The sequence below is a fragment of the Bradyrhizobium sp. WSM1743 genome (genome assembly GCF_000473065.1).
In the GTDB taxonomy this organism is placed as follows: domain Bacteria; phylum Pseudomonadota; class Alphaproteobacteria; order Rhizobiales; family Xanthobacteraceae; genus Bradyrhizobium.
In genome coordinates this window covers 1-24574 of the sequence record NZ_KI421493.1, presented here as the reverse complement: position 1 = coordinate 24574, position 24574 = coordinate 1, and the positions used below count along the sequence as shown (strand labels likewise).

Here is a 24574-nt window from a genome sequence, read left to right as displayed (position 1 = left end):
GCCGCTAATTCACCCCCTGCGCGCCGCGGATCAGCTTCCCCGGCCTACGCCCGGTGGCCTCGCCGTGCCGTCGCGTCACCACGCCCGACACGATGGTCGCCTCATAGCCGTCGACGTCCTGCAGCAGCCGCCGCCCGCCGACCGGCAGGTCGTAATGCACCTTCGGCGGATGCAGGTGCAGGCGGTCGTAGTCGATCACGTTGACGTCGGCCTTGTAGCCCGGAGCAATAAGCCCGCGGTCGGTGAGGCCGACCGAGAGCGCGGTCTTGCGCGACTGCGCCGCCACCACGAACGGGATCGACAGCTTCTCGCCGCGCGTGCGGTCGCGCGTCCAGTGCGTCAGCAGATAGGTCGGGAAGCTGGCATCGCAGATGATGCCGCAATGCGCGCCGCCGTCGGACAGGCCCGGCACCGATTGCGGATCGAGCAGCATCTCACGCGTCGCATCGAGATTGCCGTCGGAATAGTTGAGGAAGGGCACGTAGAGCATGCCGCGACCCTCGTCCGACAGCATGGCGTCATAGGCGAGCTCTTCCGGCTGCCTTCCCTGTTTGCGGGCCTGCGGGCCCAGCGCATTCTCCGGCGGCTGCTCGTAATCGGGGGGATCGCCGAGCAGGAACATCTTGTCGTAGTTGGGACGAAAGAACAGCGGATCGTCGGTCGCGGTCGCCGTCTCGCTGAGGATGGCCTTGCGCACCTCCGGCTGGCGCAGCCGCGCCAAACGCTCCTGCAGCGGCAGATGCGCGATCGCCTTGTAGCTCGGATGGGTCTGGAACGGATTGCGCGACAGCTCGAGTCCGAGCAGCAGGCCGACGGGCCGCGCGGCGATCTGCGCGGTGATGGAGAGGCCGCGCCCCGCCGCCGCATTGATCTCGTCCAGCGTCTGGCGCCAGCGTTGCGGTTCTTTGTCGTTCTGCGTAATCGAGAACGAGATCGGGCATTTCGTCGAGTCTGCGACCCGCAGCATCATCGGCAGGTCTTCGTGGATGGTGGAGAGGTCGAGCACGAATTGCAGCACGCTGCGCCCCTGCCGATGCATGGCGCCCGCAATGGCGGTGAGCTCGTCCTCGCCGGCCTTCAGCGTCGGCGTGAAGTCGCCGGTGGAGGTGCGGTGGTTGAGCGTGCGCGAGGTCGAGAAGCCGAGCGCGCCCGAGCGCACCGCCTCGCCCGCGAGCTTCGCCATCGCCGCGTTGTCTTCTGCAGTGGAGGGATCGCGGCGCGCGCCGCGCTCGCCCATGACGTAGACGCGCAACGCGGCATGCGGCAATTGCGCGCCAATGTCGATGTCGAAATCGCGCTTGGCGAGCCAGTTCATGTAATCCGGAAAGCTCTCCCACGCCCAGGGAATGCCGGCGCTCAGCACCGGCTCCGGAATATCCTCGACGCCCTCCATGAGCTGGATCAGGCGGGTGTGGTCGTCAGGCTTGCACGGCGCAAAGCCGACGCCGCAATTGCCCATGATCGCGGTGGTGACGCCGTTCTGCGAGGACGGCGTGATGTCCTGGCTCCAGGTGACCTGGCCGTCGTAATGCGTGTGGACGTCGACGAAGCCCGGCGTCACCAGCTTGCCGCGCGCATCGATCTCTTCGCGGCCCTTGGCGGAGACCTTCCCGACCTCGCTGATCCTGCCGCCGGCGATGGCGACATCAGCCTCGAACAGCTCGCCGCCGTGGCCGTCTGCAACGGTGCCGCCGCGGATCACGAGATCAGGATTGCTCATGGTGTTTCTTCCCGTTTTTGTTTTGTTGTTGTGCTTTTCTCTATCCGTCGTCCCGGACAAGCGCGCCTTCAGGCGCGCGCCGATCCGGGACCCCCGCGCGAGCGCTTGCGCTCGTCGCGATAACCACAGGGAGTAATTTTGCGAAGACTCTGAGTGACCAGCTTCGCGCTCCAACCGCTCCCTGTGGGTCCCCGCGTTCGCGGGAACGACAGTTGAACTCGTGACGACACTGACCGCTCAATTCGCAGAAGCTTCCCGCTTCCGCTCCGTGAACGGCGACAGCACCACCGTCGCCACCATGAAGATCACGGACGCGCCGAACACCCAGTGCGGCGCGCTTTGATCCATGATCCAGCCGAACAGCAGCGGGCTGACGATGCCGCCGAGATTGAACCCGGTGGAGACGATGCCGAAGGCGCGGCCCGCAGCGCCGGCGGGTGCCGCATTGCGCACCAGCATATCGCGCGAGGGCGCGATCACGCCGGAGAGGAAGCCCGCGGCCGTCATCGCCGCGGTCAAGGCCCAGCTCGGCAGCGTCACCAGCGCGATCAGCAGCACGATGGCCGCATTCGCCGCAAAGCAGGCCGCCGCGACATAGCCGTGACGCCCGGTGTGGTCGGCGAGGAAGCCGCCCGCGAGCACACCCGCGGCGCTGGCGGCGAGGAACGCGGTCAGCGCGACATTGGCGATCGAATAAGACGTGCCGTAGCCGCTCATCAGCGCCACCACGCCGAAATTGTTGATGCCGGCGACCGACAGGCTGAGCAGCATGAACAGCGCGGTCAGCGTGATCAGCGCCGGCGTGATCACCGCCTGCTTCGGCGCGCTCTCGCCACCCGGCTTCTTCTTGTGCGCGCCCGCCTCGGGAATCCCCATGGCGATCAGCAGCAACGCCACCAGGATCGCGATCGCGCCCGAGGCGATCAGCGCGCCGACGCCGCCCCACAGCGTGACCAGCGCGGCAACGATCGCCGGCGTCACCGCGCCGCCGAGATAGCCGGCAAAGGTGTGCACCGAGAAGGCGCGCCCCATCCGCGCTTCGTCCATGTGCTCGGCTAGGATCGCGTAATCGGCGGGATGGTAGACGCTGTTGGCGAGGCCCAGCAGCACGGCGCAGGCGATCAGCGCGGCGTAGCTCAGATGCAGGCCAAGCAGGATCAGCGCGCACCCGCCGAGCGTCAGCCCGATCAGCAGGATTTTGCGCGCGCCAAAATGGTCGACGAGATAACCGGTCGGCGCCTGCGTCAGGCCCGAGACCACGGCCAGCGTGGTCAGCGCGAGGCCGAGCTCGACATAGCCGACGCCGAGCTTGTCCTTCAGGAACGGGAACAGCATCGGCAGGACCAGCAGATGGAAATGGCTAACCCAATGCGCGATCGAGATTCCCGTCAGGGTGCGCAGCGCACTGTCCGCCTTGCCTTGTTGCGGTGCGGCGAGAACGTCGACCATTGCAGTTCCGTTTCAACTCTTGATGGAGGCGCAAACTATCGGGGAGAGCGGTTATTTGTCCATGAACGCAGGCGCATGGCAGGTAGCGCGGGCGGGAGTTTGATGAGCCGTTCCCCTTCACAACGGCTCGTCATCCGGGCCATGTCGATCGCGTTTCGGCGTCGCGATGTCGCCGTCTTCGTAATCGTCGTCGATTTCGCGCGGAGGTCGAGGCTTTTTCGCCTTGTCTTTCGCTTGCTTGTTGTCCGCAATTTTGGGCGGCTCGCTCGACTTGCCGATCTTGGCCATGGCTGGTCCCGGATGGTGATGCTGCACCCGATCCTACCCGGGAAATATGGGCAGTGCCTGACCCCTCGCAAGCCGAGGCCGTCAGTGCACCACCGGTCCGCCCGCCTTCTTCCAGGCATCGATGCCGCCGGCGATATGGGCGGTGTTGAGAAGTCCCGCTTCCTTCGCAGCCGCCACCGCCATCGCCGAGCGTTCGCCGAAAGCGCAGAAGAACACCACGCGGCGCCCCGTCGCGGCCGCGACCTCGCGCAGCATGCCGCCGGGCTTGAGGCTCTCCTCGACCGACGGATAGGGCGTGTGCAGCGCGCCTTCGAGCATGCCGTGCTTCAGCCGCTCGTTGGTCTCACGCAAGTCCACCAGCAGGATGTCGGGCCGGCCGAGGACGCGGATCGCCTCGATTGCGCTGAGCGCGCGTCCCTCCTTCTCGAGCTCTTCCTGATGCAGGCCGACATGCATGTTGGCGGGCACCGCCACGTCCATCATCTTCGGATTGGGCAGCTTCAGGTTCGCCATCAGTTCGATATATTCGTCGACCGAGCGCACCTGGAGCCGTGGATTGTAGCGCTTCTCCTCGCCGATGGTGGAGACGGTGTCACCCTTGTAGTCATGCGCGGGGAATACCATCGTCTCGTCCGGCAGCTTGAGCAGGCGGTTGAAGATCGAATCGTATTGCGCGCGCGACGAGCCGTTCTGGAAATCGGTGCGGCCGGTGCCGCGGATCAGAAGCGTGTCGCCGGTGAAGACGCGGTCGCCCATCAGATAGGAGTAGGAATCGTCGGTGTGGCCCGGCGTGTACATCACGTCGAGCGCCAGGCCTTCGATCGTCACCTTGTCGCCGTCGGCCACCCGCATCGCCACCACGTCGGCCTTGGTCTGGTCGCCCATCACGGTCATGCAATGGGTGCGGTCGCGCAGCTCGCCGAGGCCGGTGACGTGGTCGGCATGCAGATGGGTATCGACCGCCTTGACCAGCTTGAGGTCGAGCTCGCGCAGCAATTGGCAGTAGCGGTCGACCTTCTCCAGCACAGGATCCAGGATCAGCGCCTCGCCGCCGGGGCGGCTGGCAAGCAGATAGCTGTAAGTGCCCGAAACGCTGTCAAAGAGCTGGCGGAAGATCATGGCTGGACGACCCGGCTTGGAACTGGCTTCCAAGATTCTACTATGGCGAGGGTCGGAAAGAGAAGCAATTCACTGCGTGGATAAGATCATTTGGAAGATTTTTATCGCTGGCCCTACCGTCATTCCGGGGTGATGCGCAGCATCGAACCCGGAATCTCGAGATTCCGGGTTCGGCTCTGCGAGCCGCCCCGGAATGACGGTGAAGCCCCTACGGCCGCACCACCGTGTACCCGTTCTCCGCCAGGAACAGGATCTGCCCGACGCCCACCTGCACCGGCGTGGCCGCTTGGATGAACTCCGGCCGCTTGCCCGTCTCCCGCGCGATCGTATCGACCGTATTGAGGCAGATGTCGAAGCGCACGCCCTGCGCGATCAGGCTCTCGACCTGCTTGCGCCGCTCGTTGCCGGCAAGGAGCAGGTCGATGCCGGGACCGAACACCACCACCTCGATCGCGATCTTGTCGGGATCGTAGGCCTTCAGCAGATTGTTGGCGACGCTCAGCACCAGCGCCTGCTTCTTCGCATCGCCATCGGAGAGTTGCAGCACGACCTTGTGCTCGGCGAACGGCTTGTCCTGGAGCGGCATCTGTTGCGCAAGAGCGGGCGGGGCGGCCCAGGCGAGCAGTGCCAGCATCATCGCGGTTAAGAGCTGTAACCGCATCATCCCAGTCCTGCAATGCCTGGATTGCCCTCGACGCCTTTCAGCGTCACGCCGGAGCCGAGTCGCTCCTGTAACATCCGGCCCGAGCGCAGATATTTGCCGACGACGTCCCACACCGGCGCGCCTTGCTGGCCATTGACCGAAGCCCAGCCCGCGACCTTGTAGCGGTGGCTGGCGCTGAGCGCCTTGCCGTTGCCAAGCTTCAGCTCCGAGATGCGGCTGCCGATCGCAGCGTCCGGCGTGCAGGTGTAGCTGAGCCCGCCGGCGCGCACCATGTCGCCGCCCTGCTGGTAATAGGGATCGGCGTTGAAGAGGTTGTCGCAGACGTCTTCCAGCACGTCCTTGATCTGGGCTCCCGTCATGTCCTGCACATAGGTCTCGGGATAGGTGATCGCGGTCTCCGCCAGCACATCCTCCATGGTCAGCGCCTGACCAGACAGCGCGGTGACGCCCCAGCGGAATCCCGGCGACAGCGCGATCTCGACATCGAGCTCGGTGCGCAGCGCGGTGCAGATCAGTTCGTCCATGGGCCCGGAGAAATTGCCGCGGCGGTAGAGCAGGCGATCGGGCGTTGCGATCTTCTCCGACCAGTCGCTCACATACGGCGCGCGCAGCCGGCCGATCAGCTCGGCCATGGCAGGATCGGGCTTTAGCAACTCGGAATAGACCGGGAGCAGATGATAGTGGACGTCGCTGACCTTGCCCTTGTCGAGCGCAAGATCGAGCACGGCCAAAAACTTCCCGTTAGAGCCGGCATTGGTGACGAGCGTGGTGCCAGCCGCATTCTTGACGGCAATCGGCTGCGGCACGGCATCATGGGTGTGGCCGCCGAGGATGACGTCGATGCCGGTGACGCGGCTCGCCAGCTTGAGGTCGACATCCATGCCGTTGTGCGACAACAGAATGACGGCGTCGATCTTGTCGGTGCCGCGCAAGGCATCGACATGCTTCTGCAACTCCTCCTCGCGGATGCCGAAGCTCCAGTCCGGTGTGAATCTTTTGGGATGCGCGATCGGAACGTAAGGGAAGGCTTGGCCGACGATCGCGACGCGATGCCCGCCGAGCTCCTTGATGACAGAAGGCTTGAACACGCGTCCCGTGGCCTTGTCGAAGGCGAGGGCGTCGTTGAATGCGGCTTCCTCGGTCAGGAAGACGTTCTGCGCCAGGAATTCGCCCTTGAAGCGCTCGAGATTGTCGCGCAGCGCCTGCTCGCCATAGGTGAATTCCCAATGCCCGGTCATCGCCTCAATGCCGAGCAGATTGGCGACCTCGACCATGTCGCGGCCCTGCATCAGGTTGGCGAGCCCGGTGCCCTGCCAGAGATCGCCGCCGTCGACGAGCATCGAACGCTTCTCGCCGACATCGGCGCGCAAGCGATCGACCAGCGTCTTCAGATGGGCGAAGCCGCCGAGCTTGCCGAAGCGGCCTGCGGACTTTTCGAACTCGAAGCAGGTGAAGGCATAGGCATCCGCGCTGTCGGGCCGGATGCCGAACCGCTCCAGGAAGGCGCGGCCGACCAGATGCGGCGGCCGTCCCGCCATCTCGCCGATGCCGATATTGACGCTGGGCTCGCGGAAATAGACCGGGTTGAGCTGCGCATGCGTGTCGGTGATGTGCAGGATCCGCGCATTGCCGAACCGTTCGAGGTCGTAGATGCTGGCGGTGTCAGTGCCGCGGGCCAGCCGCGGCAGGCTGAGCGTTGCGGCGGCAAGGCCTGCACCTTTCAGGAAATCGCGGCGGCGGATGCCCATCTCGAATTCTCCGCGCCCCTTCAACGACGGTCCGACAGTTCCAATAGGCTCCAGTCTAGCGGATTTCCATCGCCTTCCAGGCTTCTTTTTCGGATGTCGCTTGGAAGATCGACGCCTTCGCCAGCGCTTCGGCCTCCTTGGCTGCGGCAACAGCACGGTCGAAATCGCCGCCGTCGGCAGCCTTCTTCGCTGCCGCCAGCGCAGATACGGTCACGGTCCACTGATTGCGCATGCCTGCCGCCTCCTTGGAGGCGGCTTCCGCGGCGGCATAGGCCGTCTTGTAATCCGCCTCATTTGCCGCGCGCGCGGATGGCGCAAGGCTCAGCGCGAGCAGCATGGCGAGAGCAAGTGACCGCTTCATGGCCGTGCTCCCGGTCCCGAGATCGGCAGTCCGTTGGCGACGTAGGACAGGAAATATTCGACGTCGCGATATTCATCCGACTGCGGCTCCAGCGGAACCGCGCGGGTCTGGCTGTTGCAGGTGACGAAGCGGCGGCTGGTGGTGCCCATGCCGCTCCATTCGGAGCGGTAGATCGGCATCGCGTTGAGGATGCCGAGCGCCGGTGCCAGGGTCTCGGCGCGGATGCGCTCACCCGGGCTCTGCACATGGCAGCTCGCGCAGGAGAAATTCATCTGGCCGCGGCGGGTGTAGAAATAGCGCTTGCCGTTCTCGAACGCCGCCAGCGCGCGGGGATCATCGGGGATCTTGATGTCCATCGGCTTGCCGCGCGAGGTGTAGGCCATGTAGGCGGTCAGCGAGGCCATCTCGTCCTTGACGTAGGAATAGGGCGCCTCGCCATTGGCCTCGCGGCAGCGGTTGAGCGCGAGCTCCAGGGTGACGACCTTGCCTTCCTTGGTGTCGAAGTACGGATAGTTCTGACGGATGCCGATGCCGCCGTTCGGGAAGCAGTCGGCGTAGGTCTTGCCGTTCTTGAACGGGGTCGAGAACACCTCCTTGCCGGCATCAAGCGCGAACTCGTAAGGCGGGAATTCCTCCTTCTCCTGCCACTGCCGCTTCATGTCCTCGTTCATGGAATAAGGACCGTTGACGAAATCCTCGTGCGTCACGTTCGGAAACTTCTGGAAGAAGAAGTTCTGGAACGCCTTGGCATCGGCGATGGGATCGACCTTGTCGGCCGCGACCACGCGCGGCGAGGTCAGGGCGAACGCAACGAGCGCGGCGCTGAGCGAGCCAAGCAGGAGGGCGGAGCGAGGCTTCATCACGCGATCTTCGCGGTGGTCGTGTCCGAGCCACCCTTGTTGTCGGTCCAGGAGATCTTGAGCTCGTCGCCCTTCTTGGCGCCCTTGAAGCTGAACTTGACGTAGGGGTCCTTGGAGACCGCAGTGCCCCAATTGGCGACGAAGACGTCCTTGCCGTTACATTCGAACTTCAGCTCCTGGATGAAATGCGCGGGGATCAGCTCGCCCTTGGAATCCTTGACCAGGCCAGTGTCCATGGGGTGCTGGATCAGCGCCTGCACCTCGGTGATGTCGCCGTTGGACGTTGCGCGCACGCGAATGCTTGATGCCATGTCGAACTGCCTCGCTTAACCGCCGCAACCGCCGACGGTGACCTTGACCTCTTTGGTCGCGCTGTAGAGCTTGCCGTCGGCTTCCACGATCGCGGTCAATTTGGTGGTCTTGGCCATCTTCAGCCGGTTGGCGACGGCAGGGATCGTGCCATCGGGGATCTTGTAACTTGCCGCGAGCGCGAACGGGTTCTCCGCCACGAAGAACGCGATCGAGGTGACCTTGTCCAGCGTCGTGGTCACCGAGATCGGCACCACGCCGCCGTTCTCGGCGATCTCGGGCGCGTCCAGCTTGACCTTGTCCGACGGTTCGGCGGTCTTGCCGTAGAGCGCCTTGATCGCGTCCGCCTCGCTCTTCTGCTTGAAGGCCTCTTCCGGATATTTGTCGTTCGCCGCCGCGCGCGCAGGCACGGCGCCGAACGGCAGATTGCCGAGGCCGAGCAGCGCGACGGAGGCTGCGCCCTGAAGGATCAGGCGCCGCGTCGGATGAGTGCCGGTGGTCGTGGTCATCTCAAATCTCCTGGGGCCGCCGGCCGTTACAGGATCTGCAGGAAATCAACGATCGCGTTGATCTCCTGTTCGGTCAAAATCCGGTTCCGGCCGAACGGCGGCATCATGGTCTGCGGATTGCGCTTGGTCTCGTCGAAGATGATCGCGACGAGCTCGTTGCGATCGGGGTATTTGGCCTTGATGTCCTTCAGTTCGGGCCCGATCGTTCCGGGCAGGTCGCCGCCTTTGATGACGTGGCAGGTCAGGCAATTGCCCTTGCCGCGGTCGAAGGCGAGCTTCTGGCCCTCGGCCACGGTGGACTGCGCCCCCGCCGGGGCCATGGCCGCGCCGGTGAGGAGGGCCAGCGCCATAAGCAGGGCGGGCTTGCAAGGAAAGGCGGTCAAGGCATCGTCCCGAGCGTTATGTCGATGATCTCATTTGCGGAATTGTTCAAAAGCACAAAGGGCACCGCCTGACAATCTAGACTATGCATGCGGCAAAATGGGGTTAATATCCTCCGCATTGCAACCGATGAGATAGTTTGTTCATCAAAATAGACTTGGGATAGCAAGTTATTTCTCGGGCGTTTGGCCCTCGCGGCCGTGTTTTCGGTTTCACATTTTTGGGGACGTCACTTGGCTGAATATGTCGTCGAATTTGGCAGGGACGGCGGACGGGTCGAGCCGGATGGCCGCCTCGATGCGCCGGCTTTCCATCGCAATCACGAACCGATTTGGGCGGCGCTGGAAAAATATCTCGCCAGTGCGACCGGCGACGTGGTGGAGCTCGGCAGTGGAACCGGCCAGCACGTGGTTCATTTCGCCCGCCACACGCCCGGCCTGATCTGGTGGCCGAGCGACCTCAACCAGCGCCACCTCAAGAGCATCGAAGCCTGGCGCGTGCATGCGGGCCTGCCGAACATCCGCTCACCCCTGCGGATCGACCTCACCGATCCCGACTGGTGCCCGGAGATGAAAAGCGGGCAGGGGCCGACAAGCCTTGCGGCCGTGTTCTGCGCCAATGTCATTCACATCGCTCCCTGGGCCGTGGCTGAAGGCCTGTTCGCCGGCGCCGGCCGCTATTTGCGCCCCGACGGCAAGCTGTTCCTCTACGGCCCCTTCAAGCGTGACGGCAAGCACACCGCTCTCAGCAATGCGGTGTTCGACACCTCCTTGCGCGAGGGCAATCCCGAATGGGGCGTGCGCGACGTCGTTGACGTCGAGAAGCTGGCGAAGGCGGTAGGGCTGGGCCTCGTCGATACGATTGAGATGCCCGCAAACAATCTGACGCTGGTGTTCGCGCGCTAAGCCGCGACGGCAGTTCGCTCCCTCCCCCGCCTGCGGGGGACGGCTGGGGAGAGGGTGTATCCACTAGCGAGAACCCCCAAGAGGAGAAAGCCCTCACCCGCGTCGCTTCGCGCCGCGACCTCTCCCGCAAGCCAAGCGGGAGAGGTGAGAGCAGCCCGTGGCCGGCACCTTCAATCAGCCCTCGCCGTCCCGCCACCCGATCTTCTCCTTCAGAAACCGAAAACCCAGCACCTCGAAGCTCGCGCGCTCCTTGTTGTCCTTGCCGTAGCCGTGACCGCCGGCTTCCGGCTCGTAGAACCAGGCTTCATAGCCCATCGCCTGGAGCTTGGCGGCCATCTTGCGGGCGTGGCCGGGATGGACGCGGTCATCGCGCCGCGTGGTGGCGATCAGGATCGGCGGATAGGGCTGGCCGGGCTTCACGTTGTGATAGGCCGAGTAGGTCTTCAGCCATTCCCACTCCTCCACCTTGTCGGGGTCGCCATATTCCGCGATCCAGCTCGCGCCCGCGAGCAGCTTTGTGTAGCGGCGCATGTCGATCAGCGGGATGGTGCAGAACAGCGCGCCGAAGCGTTCGGGATAGCGCACCAGCATGTTGGTGATGAGGATGCCGCCGTTCGATCCGCCCTGCGCGGCGATGCGTTTTGCACGCGTTACACCGCGGCGGACGAGATCGGCCGCGACGGCGGCGAAATCGTCGTGAGAGAGCTTCTTGCCGGCAAGCCGCCCGGCATCGTGCCAGCGCGTGCCGAACTCGCCGCCGCCGCGCAAATTCGCCTGCACGGTCGTGCCGCCGCGCTCCAGCCACAGTCTGCCGAGCGAGGCGTTGTAGTACGGCTTCACCGAGACTCCGAAACCGCCATAGGCGCTCATATAGACCGGTGCATCGCCGGTCTCAGCCGCGGGGCCGGTCTGCACATAGGGAATGCGCTCGCCGTCGATCGAGATCGCCTCGTGCTGGGTCACCACGAGCCCATCTGCGGTGAACGTCCTCGGCGCCTGCTTCAACACGGCCGGACTGGCGACACCACGCTCGATCAGCAGCAGCGAGGGCGGCGTGAGCGGATCCTGCACATTGGCGAGCAGGTCGCCATTGCTCTCCGATGCATGCCGATCAAGCGGCCAGACGTCGACGACGCCGATCTCAGGCAGGCTGGGAAGCATCTCACGGCTCCAGCCCGCAGCGGAAGGCGTGCAAATCTCGAACCTCGGCTTCAGTTCGTCGAGGATCGACAGTACCAGCTTGCCGGCGGCCCAGAACAATCCTTGCAGCGCGCGCCGCGGTGCGGGCTCGAACAGGATCGCAAAATCGCGGCTGCCGGCAAGGAAGGCCGAGAGCGAGATGCCGAGCACGGTATCGGTGGCATAGGTCCGGCCTTCGATGGTCCAGTCCTTGCGCAGCTTCATCGCGAACCAGTCGCAATGCGCCTGCATCCAGATCCCGGTCGGCAGGTCGAGCTTCGTCATGCTGCCGGCCGCATCGCGCAGCCATAAGCCATAGTTAAAGAAGTCGATCTGGTCGACGATCCACACGCGCGGCGCCGCACCGGTGTCGTCGGCCACGCCGGAGATCGCCATGTGATCGGCGGTGGTCTCGATGATCACCTCGGCCTGATCGACCGGCCGGCCTCGCCGCCACAGGCGGACTGTCCGCGCATATCCCGAGCTCGTCGCCATGCCCTCGCCATAGGCGCTCGACAGCAGCAGCGTGTCGGCATCGAGCCAGTCGACGCCGCCTTTCGCTTCCGGCAGCGTAAAGCCGTTCGCCACGAAGCTTTTCGTGGCGAGGTCGAATTCCCGCAAGGTGACGGCATCGCTGCCGCCGCGCGACAGGCTCAGGATCGCCCGGGAGCTTCCCGGCGTCGTGGCGATACCGCTGAGCAGCCAGTCCTCGCCTTCGCTTCTCGCGAGCTGGTCGATGTCGAGCATGGTCTCCCATGCCGGATCGGCTTTGCGAAATTCCGCAAGCGAAGTTCGGCGCCACAGGCCGCGCGGGTTGGCGGCATCCTTCCAGAGATTGTGCAGGTCGTTGCCGCGCCGGCTGACATAGGGAATGTTGTCGGGTCGATCGTAGATCGCCGCGAGGATGTCGCGGTCGCGCGCGAAGGCCGCTCCGCCGAACGCGGCGAGCGTCAGTTGATTCTGCCGCTCGACGAAATCGAGCGCCTGCGTGCCCTCGATCTCTTCCAGCCACAGCCAGGGATCGTCGTCGGGAGCGCTGAGCGTGGGCCTGTCGTCGACGATCATGAACGAAACTCCAACAAGTCGCGGCGGATAGGATTTGATCGAACTCAAGCCGTCAAGAGCGCAGCCATCATCCGTCCGATTGCGTCAGAGGCATGGCCTGCGCCCGTTTGCGCCGGTTGTCCGCCCTTCCACGGCCCTCCATAGTGCCGGGAATCACCACAGCCCCTTACGAGCCCCTCGGGCGGAAATACCGATGATCGATGTGACGTCTGCCGCCGAAATCGCCGACGACGCCCGCGTGCGTGCCAATGTGGTGCGCCTTGCCGCCGCGCAAGCGCTGACCGGCGCCAACTCGGCTGTCATTTTCGCCACCGGCGCGATCGTCGGCGCCACGCTCGCGCCGGACATGTCGTTCGCGACCGTGCCGATCTCGATGTATGTGGTGGGGCTTGCCGCCGGCACGCTGCCGACCGGCGCGATCTCGCGCCGCTTCGGCCGCCGCGTGGCCTTTGTCATCGGCACGAGCCTCGGCACGCTGACCGGTCTGCTCGGCTCGTTCGCGATCCTGCACGGCTCGTTCGCGCTGTTCTGTGTCGCGACCTTCCTCGGCGGCCTCTACGGCGCGGTGGCGCAGTCCTATCGCTTCGCCGCCGCCGACGGCGCCAGCGCGGCCTATCGCCCCAAGGCGGTGTCCTGGGTGATGGCGGGCGGCGTGTTCGCGGGCGTGCTCGGTCCGCAGCTCGTGCAATGGACCATGGATGTCTGGCAGCCCTATCTGTTCGCCTTCAGCTTCCTGGTGCAGGCCGCGGTGGCGCTGGTCGCCATGGGCATCGTCGTCAGCGTCGACATGCCCAAGCCCGCGCCGGCCGATCTGCATGGCGGCCGCCCGCTGCTGACCATCGTGACCCAGTCGCGCTTCATCGCGGCGGCGCTCTGCGGCGTGATCTCCTATCCGATGATGAACCTCGTGATGACCTCGGCGCCGCTTGCCATGAAGCTGTGCGGCCTGTCCGTCTCCGATTCCAATTTCGGCATTCAATGGCACATCGTCGCCATGTACGGTCCGAGCTTCTTCACCGGCGCGCTGATCGGGCGCTTCGGCGCCCCTGTCATCGTCGCCGCCGGCCTGCTGCTGGAAGCCGGCGCTGCCGGCATCGGCCTCTCCGGCCTCACTGCGATGCATTTCTGGGCGACGCTCATCGTGCTCGGCGTCGGCTGGAACTTCTCCTTCATCGGCGCCTCCGCGCTGGTGCTGGAGACGCACCGTCCGCAGGAGCGCAACAAGGTGCAGGCCTTCAACGACTTCCTGGTGTTCGGCATGATGGCGATCGGTTCGTTCTCCTCCGGGCAATTGCTCGCCAATTACGGCTGGTCGGCGGTGAACCTGGTGGTGTTCCCGCCGGTGGTGCTGGGTCTTGCCGTGCTCTCGCTGGTCTCCTGGGCCCGCCGCCGCAAGGCGCGGCTGGATGCGGCCATGGGCGAGTTTCCGGACGCGGTGTGAATTGGCGGGAGGCTGTCAGCAGCGTTGATGCTTCGATCGCCGTCGAAGTGATTTTCGGATGCAGTGTCGTTACATGATGGTCGTCATGAACAGGCTGGCTAGGCCATGAACGTCCTTCAATTCTGCCGTCATTCCGGGGCACCCGAAGGGTGAACTATGGTGCGCAGTTGCGCACCAGAGAATCTCGAGATTCTCAGGTGCGCAATTGCGCACCATAGTTCGATGCTTTGCATCGCCCCGGAATGACGGTGAGGAGCAAAGAAATGCTCGACAATCCCCGCCACACGGCTCCCCTCGGCGAATCCTCGCTCCGCTACGAAGGCTGGCGCATCGTCGCGGTCTGCTTCCTGCTCGCGACCTTCGGCTGGGGTCTCGGCTTCTATGGTCAGAGCGTCTATGTCGCCGAGCTTCAGCGCGCGCGGGGCTGGCCGACCACCTTGATCTCCGCAGGGACCACATTCTTCTACCTGTTCGGCGCACTGCTGGTCGTCTTCGTCGGCGAAGCCGTGCGAAAATACGGTCCGCGCCTCTGCCTGATCGCCGGCACGCTGGCGATGGCGGCGGCCGCGGTCGCGATCGGCGCGGTGCGCGAGCCCTGGCAGCTCTATCTCGCCGATGCCGTGCTCGCCTTCGGCTGGGCCGGCACCAGCCTTGCCATGATCACCAACACGATCAGCCTGTGGTTCGACAATAAGCGCGGCATGGCGATCAGCCTTGCGCTGAACGGCGCGAGCTTCGGCGGCATCGTCGGCGTGCCGCTGCTGGTGGCGTTGATCGGCCATATCGGCTTCGCCAGCGCGATGTATGTCACTGCCGGTGCCATGCTGGTGCTGCTGCTGCCGGTCATCCTCCTTCTCGTCGGCCGTCCGCCCGATCGCCATGGCTGGCATGCGACGGCAAAGGCGAAACCGCAATCGTCGACGCAGACCCGCGCATGGGCGCTGCGTGACGTCGGCTTCCTCACGGTGACGATCGCCTTCGCCCTGGTGCTGTTCGCCCAGGTCGGTTTCATCGTGCACCTGATCTCGTTTCTCGATCCCGTGATCGGGCGCGAGCGGGCGGCGGTCGCCGTCGCGGTGCTGACGGCGATGGCCGTCGTCGGCCGCGTGCTGTTCTCGCTGGTGATCGACCGCCTCGACCAGCGCCTGGCGTCCGCGCTGTCGTTCCTGAGCCAGGCAGCGGCGCTTCTCGTCGTCATCAACCTGCACAACGATTATGTGTTGATCGCGGCCTGCGCGGTGTTCGGCTTCTCGGTCGGCAATCTCATCACGCTGCCCTCGCTGATCGTGCAGCAGGAGTTCGACAGCGCCTCGTTCGGCGTGCTGATCAGCCTCAACACCGCGATCAATCAGGTGACCTACGCCTTCGGCCCCGGCGTCGTCGGCTTCTTGCGCGATCTCTCCGGCGGCTATGCCCTGCCGTTCTATCTCTGCATCGCGCTGGAGATGGCGGCCGCGGCGCTGATCATGGTGCGGGGAAAACCGCAAGCGAAGCTCTCGTAGCGCGAAGGCTGCATAGGGTGGGTTAGCCCTCGGCTGCGCGAAGCGCAGTCCGAAGGCGTAACCCACCATGCTTCAGCGAATGCGGAACGAAGTTGGTGGGTTACGGCTTCGCCTAATCCACCCTACGAAGCTAAGCCTCGCGCTGCTTCAACAACCCATCCACATCCAGCCGCTTGGTGAACATCGCCAGCTTCCCGTCCGGCCCGAACGGCCATTGCTCCTTCGACCGGTCCCAATACAGCTCCACGCCGTTCTCATCGGGATCGCGCAAATAAAGCGCCTCGCTGACGCCGTGGTCGCTGGCGCCGTCCAGCGCAATGCCGGCCGAGAGCACCCGGTGCAGCGCGTCCGCCAGCGCAGGCCGCGTCGGATAGAGGATCGCGGTGTGATAGAGACCGGTCGTGCCCGGTGGCGGCGGTGAGCCGCCCTTGCTCTCCCAGGTGTTGAGTCCGATGTGGTGATGATAGCCGCCGGCCGAGATGAAGGCCGCGCCCGAGCCCATGCGCTGCATCAGCTCGAAGCCGAGCACGCCGCAATAGAACCCGAGCGCACGATCGAGATCGGCGACCTTGAGATGGACGTGGCCGATCCTGGTGGCGGGATGAACAGGGCTCTGCGACATGTGAAGGCTCCATCGAAAGCATGCACATAGGGCGCGCCCGCGGCGGCGCTACGGCCGATTCCGAAACCCAGCGTTTCCGGATCGGAAACTAAGTCAGCTCCGACACCTCGCCCTCGGGCAAGCCGAATTCGAACGTGCTCAGCGTCATCGACACCAGCGTGTAATAGCCGCACAGCCCGATCACCTCAACGACGCCGCGTTCGCTGAGCAGCTTGACCGCCTCCTCATAGAGACCTTTCTCGACGCCGTGTCCCTCATGCAGCGATTTCGCGACGTCGTAGATCATCTTGCCCTTGGGATCGTCGAAGTCGGGCGTGCGGCGGTCGCGGATAGCGTCGATGATCTCAGGCTTCATGCCGCCCGCAAGCGCCAGGCGCTTGTGCGCATACCATTCGTAATGCGCGGTCCAGTGCCGCGCCGTCACCAGGATCGCGATCTCCGAAAGTTTGGCGGGGAAGATCGTGTCGAAGCGCAGCACCTCGCCGAGCCGCGTGGCGTGACGGGCCATCTCCGGGCTGTTCAGCCAGGCCATCATCGGCGCCGGCGGCTTGCCGCGCTTGCCGGCAATCGACTCGTCATAGGTCTGGCGCTGGCTCGCGTTCATTTCGCCAGGCGAAAGAAGTTTCAGGCGCATCCTCGTTTCCTCTTTGTTTTCAAGCTCGCGCTTGCGGCGACTATAGCCCAATGCGAGCCCGCGGAAGTGGTTGAATTCCGCGGGGCGTTGGCCCAGAGTCGTGCCCAACAAGTCGAATTTTGAGTGATGGAAACGACCATGAGCGACACTGAAACCGCCGATCTCGAAACATTCCGCGTTGAGGCGCGCGGCTGGCTGGAAGCCAACTGCCCGCCGGAGATGCGCAAGCCTGCGACCTCGGATGCCGACGTGTTCTGGGGCGGCCGCAACGCAAAATTCTCGTCCGAGCCGCAGCGCATCTGGTTCGAGCGCATGCGCGACAAGGGTTGGACCGTGCCGGATTGGCCGAAGGAGTACGGCGGTGGTGGCCTCAGCGCCGCCGAGCACAAGGTGCTGCGCGCCGAGATGGCGCGGATCGGCGCGAGGCCGCCGCTGTCGAGCTTCGGCATCTGGATGCTCGGGCCGGCATTGCTCAAATACGGCAACGAGGCCCAGAAGAAGGAGCATCTGCCGAAAATCGCCGCGGGCGAGATTCGCTGGTGCCAAGGCTATTCCGAGCCGAATGCCGGTTCCGATCTCGCTTCGCTTCAGACTCGCGCCGAGAGCGACGGCGACGACTTCATCATCACCGGCCAGAAGATCTGGACGTCCTACGCCAATTACGCCGACTGGATCTTCTGCCTGGTGCGCACCGATCCGACCGCGAAGAAGCATGACGGCATCAGCTTCATCCTGTTCGACATGACCTCGAAGGGCGTCTCGACCAAGCCGATCCTGCTGATATCGGGCTACTCGCCGTTCTGCGAGACCTTCTTCGATAATGTCCGGGTGCCGAAGGCGCACGTCGTCGGCACCATCAACCGCGGCTGGGACGTCGCAAAATATCTGCTCCAGCACGAGCGCGCGATGATCTCAGGCATGGGCGAGCGCGGCGTCGGCCGTCCGCTCGGCCAGATCGCGGCTGACTCCGTCGGCCCCGATGGGCAAGGCAGGCTCGACGATGCCATGCTGCGCGGCCAGATCGCGTGCTTCGACGTGGATGAGGCCGCGCTGGCGGCCTGCGCCGAGCGCGCGGTCGATCTCGCCAAGGCCGGGCAGGCGCATCCTGCGTTCTCCTCGGCCATGAAATATTACGGCACCGAGCTCAACAAGCGCCGCTACGAGATCCTGATGGCGGCCGGCGGCGTCGATGCGCTGGAATGGGAGAGCGAGCGCTCCAAGCAGGGCGCCCGTCCGCGCGCCTGGCTGCGCACCAAGGCCAATTCGATCGAGGGCGGCACGTCCGAGGTCATGCTCGGCATCGTCGCCAAGCGCATCCTGGATCTGCCGGGGGCCTAACTCACCGTCGTTCCGGGGCGCGCGAGAGCGCGAACCCGGAACCTCGAGATTCCGGGTTCACGCTTTGCGTGCCCCGGAATGACAACAGCAAGCATACATTCGCAAGATACTAGAGACTTTGCACATGGCCCTCGTCCTCACCGAAGAACAATCCATGCTCCGCGACTCCGCGCGCGGGCTGATCAGCGACAAGGCGCCGGTGTCGCATCTGCGCCACCTGCGCGATTCCAAGGACCCTGTCGGCTTCTCCAAGGAGTTTTGGCATTCCTTCGCCGAGATGGGTTTTGCCGGCCTCCTGGTGCCGGAAGAGTTCGGCGGCAGCGGCCTCGGCTATGTCGAAGCCGGCATTGTCATGGAGGAGATCGGCCGCACCCTGATGCCCTCGCCCTTCCTCGCCACCAGTGTGGTCGCGGCCTCAGCGCTGAACCGCGGCGGCAATGCCGCGCAGAAATCGGAATTCTTGCCGAAGATCGCGAGCGGCTCGCTGCTCGCGACGCTCGCGATCGATGAGGGCGCCAAGCATCGACCGCTACAGACCAGCCTCCAGGCCGTGCGCGCCGGCAACGGCTTCAAGCTCTCGGGTGCCAAGGCGCTGGTGGTCGATGGTCATGTCGCCGACCTCCTCATCGTGGCCGCGCGCACGGCCGGCTCGGCCGGCGAGCGAGAAGGCTTGACGCTGTTCCTGGTCGATCCCAAAGCCAAAGGCATCGCGATCGAGCGCACCATCATGGTCGATGCGCACAACGCGGCGCGGATCGAATTCGCCAATGTCGAGGTTACCGCCGACAGCGTGCTCGGCGAGATCGATCAGGCAGCCGGCCTGCTCGATGGCGTGCTCGACATCGGCCGCGGCGCGGTCGCCTCCGAGATGGTCGGGCTCAGCGACGAAGTGTTTGGCCGCACCGTCGAATACCTCAAGAGCAGAAAACAGTTCGGCAAGCTGATCGGCGAATTCCAGGCGCTGCAGCACCGCGCCGCCGAGCTCTATATCGACATCGAGATCACCCGCGCCGCCGTGATGAAAGCGCTGCAGGCCCTGGACGCCGATGTCGCCAAGGCCGCATCAAGCGTGGCCGTCGCAAAGGCCCGCGCCGGCACCACCGCCACCCGCGCGGTGCAGGAAGGCGTGCAGATGCATGGCGGCATGGGCATGACCGACCAGTTCGACATCGGCTTCTTCATGAAGCGCGCCCGGGTGTGCGAGGAATTGTTCGGGGATGCGAACTACCACACTGAGCAGCTGGCAAGGTCGCGGGGGTATTGATCTCATGGCCGGATGGAGCGCAGCGCAATCCGGGGCGTCTCCGCGTGGTGACGCCGCCCCGGATTCCGCTGCGCTCCATCCGGGCTACGGACCTCACATGAGGCGCGAGCTACACATCCCATCCTCAGTGTCGTCGTCCGGCTTGACCGGGCGACCCAGTACGCCGCGGCTTCTCCGCATACGACTGACGTCTCTGGAATACTGGATCGCCCGCTTTCGCGGGCGATGACAGTTGAGAGTGTGGAAAGTACTTGCCCCAAGCTCGTCATTGCGAGGAGCGCTTGCGACGGAGCAATCCAGTCTGTCACCGGGGAAAGACTCTGGATTGCTTCGCTTCGCCCGCAAATGACGGCCGACAGACCGCCCCTTACCTCATCGGCGGCGCGTACTGCACCCCACCCGCATTCCACAGCTGGTTCATGCCGCGTGGGATCTTCAGCTTGGACTTCTCGCCGATATTGCGCTCGTACATCTCGCCGTAATTGCCGACGTGGCGGATGATGCGGGCGGCCCAGTCCTTGGTGAGGCCGAGCTGCTCGCCGTAATTGCCCTCGGTGCCGACCAGACGCATCACTTCCGGCTTCTTCGACTTCAGCGCCTCGTCGATGTTCTCCGAGGTCACCCCTAACTCCTCGGCATTGATCATCGCATACAGCGTCCACTTCACGATCATCATCCAGTCGTCGTCGCGCTGGCGCACGACGGGGGCGAGCGGCTCCTTGGAGATCATGTCCGGCAGGATCATGTGGTCGCCGGGCTTGGAGAGGTTCAGCCTGAGCGCGTAGAGCTGGGAGACGTCGGCGCTGAACGTGTCGCACTTGTCGGTGTCGTACGCCTTCACCACGTCGACGAGGTTATCGAACTTCACCTCTTCATATTTCATGTTGTTGGCGCGGAAGTAATCGGCCACGTTGAGCGCCGTCGTCGTGCCGGCCTGCACGCAGACCTTGCTGCCGGTCAGATCCAGCGAGGTCTCCTTGTTGCGCGAACGCGGCAGCATGAAGCCTGCTCCGTCGTAATAGGCGACCGCAGGGAAATAGAGGTCGTAGTCGAGCTCGCGCGCCATGCTCCAGGTCGAGTTGCGCGAGAGGATGTCGACCTTCCGGCTCTGCAATTCCTTGAAGCGCTCGCTGGCGTCGAGCGGAATGAACTTCGCCTTGTTCGGGTCGTTGAAGATCGCCGCGGCGACCGCGCGGCAGAAATCGACGTCGAAGCCGGTCCAGGTCTTGTTGTCCTCGGAATATGAGAAGCCAGGCAGGGCCTTGTTGACGCCGCACAGCACTTCGCCGCGGCGGACCGTGCGCTTCAGGGTGCGGGTGTCGTAGAATTCATAGATGATGGCGAGGACGCCGACCAGCACGGCGACCGCGAGCCCGATCAGCAGGCCGCCACGAAAAGTACGCATGATGTCTCTCTCTCGAAAGTATCGGGAAAAGGAATGGGGAGGAGGGCCAGAGCATGATCGGTGCGATCATGCTCGAACCATAGTCCTTAAAGTTCGGGCTTCTGCCGGATGACGACCTTGGTCCCGACAGGGACGCGATCGTAGAGATCGGCGACGTCGTTGTTGACGAGACGGAAGCAGCCCGAGGACACCTTGGTGCCGATCGTGTCGGGCCGGTTGGTGCCGTGAATGCGGTAGACCGTGGTGCCCAGATACATGGCGCGGGCGCCCAGCGGATTGCCGGGGCCGCCGGCCATGAAGCGCGGCAGATAGGGCTGGCGCTGGATCATCTCCGGCGGCGGCGTCCAGTCAGGCCACTCTTTCTTGTTGGTGATGGTCACCAGCCCCTGCCATTGAAAACCGTCGCGACCGACGCCGATGCCATAGCGGATCGCGCGCCCGCCGGGCTGCACCAGATAGAGGTGCCGTTCGGCGGTCGAGACGATGATGGTGCCCGGCGCTTCCGTGGTGCGGAAGTAGACGACCTGCTTCTGCCATTCCGGATCAAGCTGGTAGGAATCGTCCGCGATCAGGCCCGGCTCGTCGCCGCGATCGGGCTGCTGGGCGAAGGCGTGCGGCGTGGACAGGATCAGTCCCATTGCAGCGACGAAAATCCCGGTCAGGCGACGAAAATCCGTCATTTCAAGCTCTCCCCGCTGCCACAGCGCAAATCATTCGGAACCATCAAACCTGAGGGGCAAGTTCATGGCAAGTTGATGGCGCCCCGTCCTGACATGTCACGAGAATGCTTTGGTTTTTTGACGGGGCCGGAGCAATGCCACGAACAGGGGATGGCGCGAAAAGCATAGGTCTCAACCGCGGGGGACGGTGCACTCCCTCCCCCGCTTGCGGGGGAGCGCTGGGGAGAGGGTGCTTCCGCAATGGGACACTCCCGATGCGGAGAGAACCCTCACCCGGCGCTACGCGCCGACCTCTCCCGCAAGCGCAAGCGGGAGAGGCTCAGACCGAATTCAGACCTCCACGACTCGCACCGATGCCAGCTAGATCTTGTCGCTTTCCGCCGCGATCCCGAGCCGCCGCACGATTTCAGCCGCCACGGCGCGGGCCTCGACCCGCGAGCCGATTCGGGGGCTGCGAAACCGTCGCCCCGAATGCAGCCGGATCATGACGATGCAGTGCTCGTCCTCGGAGCGGCCGCGGCGCTCGACCGAGATCGCCTTCACGTCGGGCCCGGCGATATGGTCGGCGCGCAGGCTGCCGTCGCCCCACAGGCGCTCGACTCGGATATCTCCTTGCCGGATGATCCAGAACGCGCCGGTCGCGAGGTTGGCGTAGCGGTAGACGGCGTATGCGGCGATCGCGCCCAGCGGCAGCAGCAGGATATCGACGTGGCTGGGCTGCCATCCGCGCCAGAGCTTGTAGGCGTAGGGCACAGTGGACAACGCGACGGCGATCAGCGCGACGATGCGGATGTCCCGTGCGGAAAACGCCTTGAGCGGCTCGCCGAGATGCATCTCGGGATTGCTGGCATCGAGCGGATTGCTGGGTGCCTCGACATTGGGAACGTCGAACTGCGTGGCGATCCGCGCCACGGTGTCACGAACATGCGTGACATCAGAGATTGGCGGCGACGTCAGGCGCTCCCCCGAAACAAGCGTGAAGACGAGCTGAAACCGGGCCTTCACCCTCTTGCTGCCGGGGACCTGCAATCCCGTAATGTCGTCCTTGCCGACGACGCGCGTCTGGAGCTTTCCGAACGGCCGCTGCTGCCCGATCAGGATCTCATCAGGCGTGATGATCCACACCACCGCCGGCGCCATCATGATGCCGACGACGAACCCGGCTCCCACCAGCAGCGCGACCACCGATATGATGATTTCGAGCGTGTCCTGCGTGAACAGTCCCGGCGTGAAGCAGAGCGCAACGGCGGCCGCAGAGCCGGCCACGACCAGCCGCTGTGCGATCGAGGAACCTTCACGAAGGCGGATGTCGGTGCTAGTGGTCGTGTCGTCCATTGCGGGCAGCTGATGGCATCGCTCGCGAAACTCCACGGACGGGTCCGTGGAGTCAAGCAACAAGGGCGACAACTGAAACCCGCCACGCCGATGGCCGCGCGGCGTCAGCTATCGACGTTCAGCAGCTTGGCCACGGTGCGGTCGATCTGGTCGTAGCTGCCTTCGCCGGCGTGCTGGAACACGATCTTGCCGGTCTGGTCGATGATGTATTGCGCCGGCCAGTATTGATTGCGATAGGCGTTCCAGGTCCTGGAATCGTTGTCCTGCGCCACCGGATAGGTGATGCCGTGGCGCTTCAGCGCGGCCTGCACGTTGGCGGACGAGCGCTCGAACGGGAATTCCGGCGTGTGCACGCCGACCACGACGAGACCCCGGTCCTTGTACTTGGCATAGAGGTCGGTGACGTGCGGCAGCGTATTGACGCAGTTGACGCAGCCATAGGTCCAGAAATCGACCAGCACGACCTTGCCGCGGAGATCGGCGATGCTGAGCGGCTTCGAGTTGAACCAGTTGGTGATGCCAGTGAAGTCCGGCGCGGTCTGTTGGCCTGCGGCGGCGACAGTGATCGGCGTAGCGCGCGCGGCCTCGTCGCAGATGCCGGGGATCACGGCGCCGGTGACGGTGAGGCCGATCAGTGCGGTGCCTACAGCAAGGAGTTTGAGAGTCATGGCAGCATTCTCCGGTGAAATGAAGCGATGATCACAGGCCGATCTGGCCGGTGGGATAGAAGCCGGTGAGCCACGCCACGATCAGCGTGTCGTATTGGAAATAGGCGGCAACGGCGAAGGCGATCACGACCACGCCGAAGCCCTGCTGCAGGCGCGGCGAGATCCGCGCGAGGCTGCGCACGCGCGTCGTCGCGGCCTGTCCGCCATAGGCGATCGCCAGCATTGGGATCGCAGCACCAATGGCGTAGGCGACCAGCAGCGTGCCGGCCCAGGCAACGTTCCTCGACGTCGCCACCAGCGTCAGGATCGAGCCGAGCACGGGGCCGGCGCAGGGTGTCCAGACCAGGCCCAGCGTCGTGCCGAGCACGAGCCCGCCGAGCGCGCCCTCGCGCTGCGCGCCGCTCGAGCTGCCGAGATCGAGCCAGCCATTGAGCCGGATCGACAGCCATTCGAACGGCGCCGGCCACAGCATCAACAGGCCGAAGCCGAGCAGCAGGATGGATGCGGCCTCGCGCAGCACGTTCGGGTCGAAATCGAACAGGTGCGTGATCGCGCCGAGCAGCAGTGCCGTCGCCGAGAACGAAACAACGAAGCCGAGCGCGATCATCGCCGGTCGCAGATGCCCCGCGCGTCCGATCGAGGCGCCGAGCAGGATCGGCAACATCGGCAGCGTGCAGGGCGCCGCGATGGTGAGGATGCCGGCGAGGACGGCGAAGAGAAGTTCGAGCATGGCGCACTCGTGAGGGAGGTCACGAGGGCAGTTCGGAGCGGGTGTGCCAGTCGTTACGCAGCGTCACACGTTCGTGACGGAGGCGCTGTTTGGTGGAGCAACTGTGCCGGCGATGACGGCGGTGCGCTCCCTCCCCGCTTGCGGGGGAGGGTTGGGGAGAGGGTGTCTCCGCAATGGGACACTCCCCTAGCGGAAAGAACCCTCACCCGCCGCACTCTGCGAGTGCGTCGGCCTCTCCCGCAAGCGAGAGCTTTGCATTATTCGCGAATCTGCGATTCCCTAGACGGATTGGAGGGGATGGGAATGGCATATCGGCAGGTGGGGCAACCGAGCTTTGCGGACGCGCTGGCGTCGTCGCGGCGTGGAAAAGGCAATCCGGTGCTGAGGCGGATCAGCGA

General features: G+C 64.7%; 24 protein-coding genes. 5 read left to right on the top strand and 19 right to left on the bottom strand.

The features are described 5' to 3' along the window. Nucleotides 1-4: 4 nt before the first annotated feature. The 11 genes from YU9_RS0139075 to soxX all read right to left on the bottom strand — a co-directional run bounded on the left by YU9_RS0139075 (nt 5) and on the right by soxX (nt 9377). Complete coding sequence (locus YU9_RS0139075) at nt 5-1720, bottom strand: amidohydrolase family protein (RefSeq protein WP_027577533.1); 1716 nt, start codon at nt 1718-1720, stop codon at nt 5-7. Nucleotides 1721-1957: 237 nt separating this feature from the next. Further along, the gene (locus tag YU9_RS0139070; protein WP_027577532.1) at nt 1958-3169 is read right to left on the bottom strand and encodes an MFS transporter; all 1212 of its coding nucleotides are present in this window, start codon (nt 3167-3169) and stop codon (nt 1958-1960) included. 117 nt (nt 3170-3286) lie between these two features. Continuing rightward, nucleotides 3287-3457 (bottom strand): hypothetical protein, encoded by a 171-nt coding sequence (locus YU9_RS48675; protein WP_036019480.1) that lies wholly within the window; start codon nt 3455-3457, stop codon nt 3287-3289. Between the two features lie 81 nt (nt 3458-3538). Further along, nucleotides 3539-4576, bottom strand: coding sequence for an MBL fold metallo-hydrolase (locus YU9_RS0139060; RefSeq protein WP_027577531.1), 1038 nt, complete (start codon nt 4574-4576; stop codon nt 3539-3541). Between the two features lie 208 nt (nt 4577-4784). Then, nucleotides 4785-5240: a hypothetical protein gene (locus YU9_RS0139055; RefSeq protein ID WP_027577530.1), complete on the bottom strand. Its 456-nt coding sequence runs from the start codon at nt 5238-5240 to the stop codon at nt 4785-4787. Next, entirely contained in the window at nt 5237-6988 is a 1752-nt protein-coding gene (soxB, locus tag YU9_RS0139050) for a thiosulfohydrolase SoxB (RefSeq protein WP_027577529.1), read from the bottom strand. Before soxB ends, YU9_RS0139055 begins: the two co-directional genes overlap by 4 nt. 55 nt (nt 6989-7043) lie before the next feature. Continuing rightward, nucleotides 7044-7349 carry a hypothetical protein gene (locus tag YU9_RS0139045; protein ID WP_027577528.1) on the bottom strand — a complete coding sequence of 102 codons (306 nt, stop codon included), beginning with the start codon at nt 7347-7349 and terminating at the stop codon, nt 7044-7046. Then, nucleotides 7346-8209: a sulfur oxidation c-type cytochrome SoxA gene (gene soxA, locus YU9_RS0139040; RefSeq protein ID WP_027577527.1), complete on the bottom strand. Its 864-nt coding sequence runs from the start codon at nt 8207-8209 to the stop codon at nt 7346-7348. Before soxA ends, YU9_RS0139045 begins: the two co-directional genes overlap by 4 nt. Further along, a complete protein-coding gene (gene soxZ, locus YU9_RS0139035) occupies nt 8209-8520 on the bottom strand; it encodes a thiosulfate oxidation carrier complex protein SoxZ (RefSeq protein WP_027577526.1) in 312 nt (103 codons plus the stop codon). The genes soxA and soxZ overlap by 1 nt, the downstream gene beginning before the upstream one ends. A 15-nt stretch (nt 8521-8535) precedes the next feature. Continuing rightward, entirely contained in the window at nt 8536-9027 is a 492-nt protein-coding gene (gene soxY / locus YU9_RS0139030) for a thiosulfate oxidation carrier protein SoxY (protein ID WP_027577525.1), read from the bottom strand. A 26-nt stretch (nt 9028-9053) separates the two neighbouring features. Then, nucleotides 9054-9377, bottom strand: coding sequence for a sulfur oxidation c-type cytochrome SoxX (gene soxX, locus YU9_RS0139025; protein WP_036019475.1), 324 nt, complete (start codon nt 9375-9377; stop codon nt 9054-9056). 264 nt (nt 9378-9641) lie between these two features. On the opposite strand from soxX, the gene YU9_RS0139020 reads away from it, so the two are divergent. Then, nucleotides 9642-10313, top strand: coding sequence for a DUF938 domain-containing protein (locus YU9_RS0139020; protein ID WP_027577523.1), 672 nt, complete (start codon nt 9642-9644; stop codon nt 10311-10313). A gap of 174 nt (nt 10314-10487) precedes the next feature. Here the strand turns inward: YU9_RS0139020 and YU9_RS0139015 are convergent, their stop codons facing one another. Continuing rightward, nucleotides 10488-12557, bottom strand: coding sequence for a prolyl oligopeptidase family protein (locus YU9_RS0139015; RefSeq protein ID WP_027577522.1), 2070 nt, complete (start codon nt 12555-12557; stop codon nt 10488-10490). A gap of 193 nt (nt 12558-12750) precedes the next feature. Here YU9_RS0139015 and YU9_RS0139010 point away from each other — a divergent pair, with 193 nt between their 5' ends. Both YU9_RS0139010 and YU9_RS0139005 read left to right on the top strand, forming a co-directional pair. After that, nucleotides 12751-13998: an MFS transporter gene (locus tag YU9_RS0139010; RefSeq protein ID WP_027577521.1), complete on the top strand. Its 1248-nt coding sequence runs from the start codon at nt 12751-12753 to the stop codon at nt 13996-13998. A 263-nt stretch (nt 13999-14261) separates the two neighbouring features. Beyond that, a complete protein-coding gene (locus YU9_RS0139005) occupies nt 14262-15500 on the top strand; it encodes an MFS transporter (protein ID WP_027577520.1) in 1239 nt (412 codons plus the stop codon). 130 nt (nt 15501-15630) lie between these two features. Here the strand turns inward: YU9_RS0139005 and YU9_RS0139000 are convergent, their stop codons facing one another. Together YU9_RS0139000 and YU9_RS0138995 are read right to left on the bottom strand one after the other, a co-directional pair. Further along, nucleotides 15631-16122 (bottom strand): VOC family protein, encoded by a 492-nt coding sequence (locus YU9_RS0139000; RefSeq protein ID WP_027577519.1) that lies wholly within the window; start codon nt 16120-16122, stop codon nt 15631-15633. A gap of 88 nt (nt 16123-16210) precedes the next feature. Then, nucleotides 16211-16756 (bottom strand): carboxymuconolactone decarboxylase family protein, encoded by a 546-nt coding sequence (locus YU9_RS0138995; protein ID WP_027577518.1) that lies wholly within the window; start codon nt 16754-16756, stop codon nt 16211-16213. A 138-nt stretch (nt 16757-16894) separates the two neighbouring features. Between YU9_RS0138995 and YU9_RS0138990 the strand changes: the two genes are divergently transcribed. Together YU9_RS0138990 and YU9_RS0138985 are read left to right on the top strand one after the other, a co-directional pair. Next, entirely contained in the window at nt 16895-18094 is a 1200-nt protein-coding gene (locus YU9_RS0138990) for an acyl-CoA dehydrogenase family protein (RefSeq protein ID WP_027577517.1), read from the top strand. Nucleotides 18095-18218: 124 nt separating this feature from the next. After that, entirely contained in the window at nt 18219-19358 is a 1140-nt protein-coding gene (locus YU9_RS0138985) for an acyl-CoA dehydrogenase family protein (protein ID WP_027577516.1), read from the top strand. A 367-nt stretch (nt 19359-19725) separates the two neighbouring features. On the opposite strand, the gene YU9_RS0138980 is transcribed toward YU9_RS0138985, so the two are convergent. The 5 genes from YU9_RS0138980 to YU9_RS0138960 all read right to left on the bottom strand — a co-directional run bounded on the left by YU9_RS0138980 (nt 19726) and on the right by YU9_RS0138960 (nt 24176). After that, on the bottom strand, nt 19726-20763 hold the full coding sequence (locus YU9_RS0138980; protein WP_027577515.1) for an amino acid ABC transporter substrate-binding protein: 1038 nt from the start codon (nt 20761-20763) through the stop codon (nt 19726-19728). A gap of 86 nt (nt 20764-20849) precedes the next feature. Further along, complete coding sequence (locus YU9_RS0138975) at nt 20850-21443, bottom strand: L,D-transpeptidase (protein WP_027577514.1); 594 nt, start codon at nt 21441-21443, stop codon at nt 20850-20852. A gap of 360 nt (nt 21444-21803) precedes the next feature. Next, nucleotides 21804-22778, bottom strand: coding sequence for a hypothetical protein (locus YU9_RS0138970; protein WP_027577513.1), 975 nt, complete (start codon nt 22776-22778; stop codon nt 21804-21806). Nucleotides 22779-22882: 104 nt separating this feature from the next. Then, nucleotides 22883-23446: a thioredoxin family protein gene (locus YU9_RS0138965; RefSeq protein ID WP_027577512.1), complete on the bottom strand. Its 564-nt coding sequence runs from the start codon at nt 23444-23446 to the stop codon at nt 22883-22885. Nucleotides 23447-23477: 31 nt separating this feature from the next. Continuing rightward, nucleotides 23478-24176 carry a cytochrome c biogenesis CcdA family protein gene (locus YU9_RS0138960; RefSeq protein WP_027577511.1) on the bottom strand — a complete coding sequence of 233 codons (699 nt, stop codon included), beginning with the start codon at nt 24174-24176 and terminating at the stop codon, nt 23478-23480. Nucleotides 24177-24574: the final 398 nt, after the last annotated feature.

What these genes read in the sequence shown, in the direction of transcription:
- YU9_RS0138980 (WP_027577515.1), bottom strand. Translation starts at nt 20,763, where the DNA reads ATGCGTACTTTTCGTGGCGGCCTGCTGATCGGGCTCGCGGTCGCCGTG.
- YU9_RS0138960 (WP_027577511.1), bottom strand. Translation starts at nt 24,176, where the DNA reads ATGCTCGAACTTCTCTTCGCCGTCCTCGCCGGCATCCTCACCATCGCG.
- YU9_RS0139000 (WP_027577519.1), bottom strand. Translation starts at nt 16,122, where the DNA reads ATGTCGCAGAGCCCTGTTCATCCCGCCACCAGGATCGGCCACGTCCAT.
- YU9_RS0138995 (WP_027577518.1), bottom strand. Translation starts at nt 16,756, where the DNA reads ATGCGCCTGAAACTTCTTTCGCCTGGCGAAATGAACGCGAGCCAGCGC.
- YU9_RS0139015 (WP_027577522.1), bottom strand. Translation starts at nt 12,557, where the DNA reads ATGATCGTCGACGACAGGCCCACGCTCAGCGCTCCCGACGACGATCCC.
- YU9_RS0139055 (WP_027577530.1), bottom strand. Translation starts at nt 5,240, where the DNA reads ATGATGCGGTTACAGCTCTTAACCGCGATGATGCTGGCACTGCTCGCC.
- YU9_RS0138990 (WP_027577517.1), top strand. Translation starts at nt 16,895, where the DNA reads ATGAGCGACACTGAAACCGCCGATCTCGAAACATTCCGCGTTGAGGCG.
- YU9_RS0138985 (WP_027577516.1), top strand. Translation starts at nt 18,219, where the DNA reads ATGGCCCTCGTCCTCACCGAAGAACAATCCATGCTCCGCGACTCCGCG.
- soxX (WP_036019475.1), bottom strand. Translation starts at nt 9,377, where the DNA reads ATGGCGCTGGCCCTCCTCACCGGCGCGGCCATGGCCCCGGCGGGGGCG.
- YU9_RS48675 (WP_036019480.1), bottom strand. Translation starts at nt 3,457, where the DNA reads ATGGCCAAGATCGGCAAGTCGAGCGAGCCGCCCAAAATTGCGGACAAC.
- YU9_RS0139060 (WP_027577531.1), bottom strand. Translation starts at nt 4,576, where the DNA reads ATGATCTTCCGCCAGCTCTTTGACAGCGTTTCGGGCACTTACAGCTAT.
- YU9_RS0139045 (WP_027577528.1), bottom strand. Translation starts at nt 7,349, where the DNA reads ATGAAGCGGTCACTTGCTCTCGCCATGCTGCTCGCGCTGAGCCTTGCG.
- YU9_RS0138975 (WP_027577514.1), bottom strand. Translation starts at nt 21,443, where the DNA reads ATGACGGATTTTCGTCGCCTGACCGGGATTTTCGTCGCTGCAATGGGA.
- soxY (WP_027577525.1), bottom strand. Translation starts at nt 9,027, where the DNA reads ATGACCACGACCACCGGCACTCATCCGACGCGGCGCCTGATCCTTCAG.
- YU9_RS0138970 (WP_027577513.1), bottom strand. Translation starts at nt 22,778, where the DNA reads ATGGACGACACGACCACTAGCACCGACATCCGCCTTCGTGAAGGTTCC.
- YU9_RS0139010 (WP_027577521.1), top strand. Translation starts at nt 12,751, where the DNA reads ATGATCGATGTGACGTCTGCCGCCGAAATCGCCGACGACGCCCGCGTG.
- YU9_RS0139005 (WP_027577520.1), top strand. Translation starts at nt 14,262, where the DNA reads ATGCTCGACAATCCCCGCCACACGGCTCCCCTCGGCGAATCCTCGCTC.
- soxA (WP_027577527.1), bottom strand. Translation starts at nt 8,209, where the DNA reads ATGAAGCCTCGCTCCGCCCTCCTGCTTGGCTCGCTCAGCGCCGCGCTC.
- YU9_RS0139070 (WP_027577532.1), bottom strand. Translation starts at nt 3,169, where the DNA reads ATGGTCGACGTTCTCGCCGCACCGCAACAAGGCAAGGCGGACAGTGCG.
- YU9_RS0139075 (WP_027577533.1), bottom strand. Translation starts at nt 1,720, where the DNA reads ATGAGCAATCCTGATCTCGTGATCCGCGGCGGCACCGTTGCAGACGGC.
- soxZ (WP_027577526.1), bottom strand. Translation starts at nt 8,520, where the DNA reads ATGGCATCAAGCATTCGCGTGCGCGCAACGTCCAACGGCGACATCACC.
- YU9_RS0138965 (WP_027577512.1), bottom strand. Translation starts at nt 23,446, where the DNA reads ATGACTCTCAAACTCCTTGCTGTAGGCACCGCACTGATCGGCCTCACC.
- soxB (WP_027577529.1), bottom strand. Translation starts at nt 6,988, where the DNA reads ATGGGCATCCGCCGCCGCGATTTCCTGAAAGGTGCAGGCCTTGCCGCC.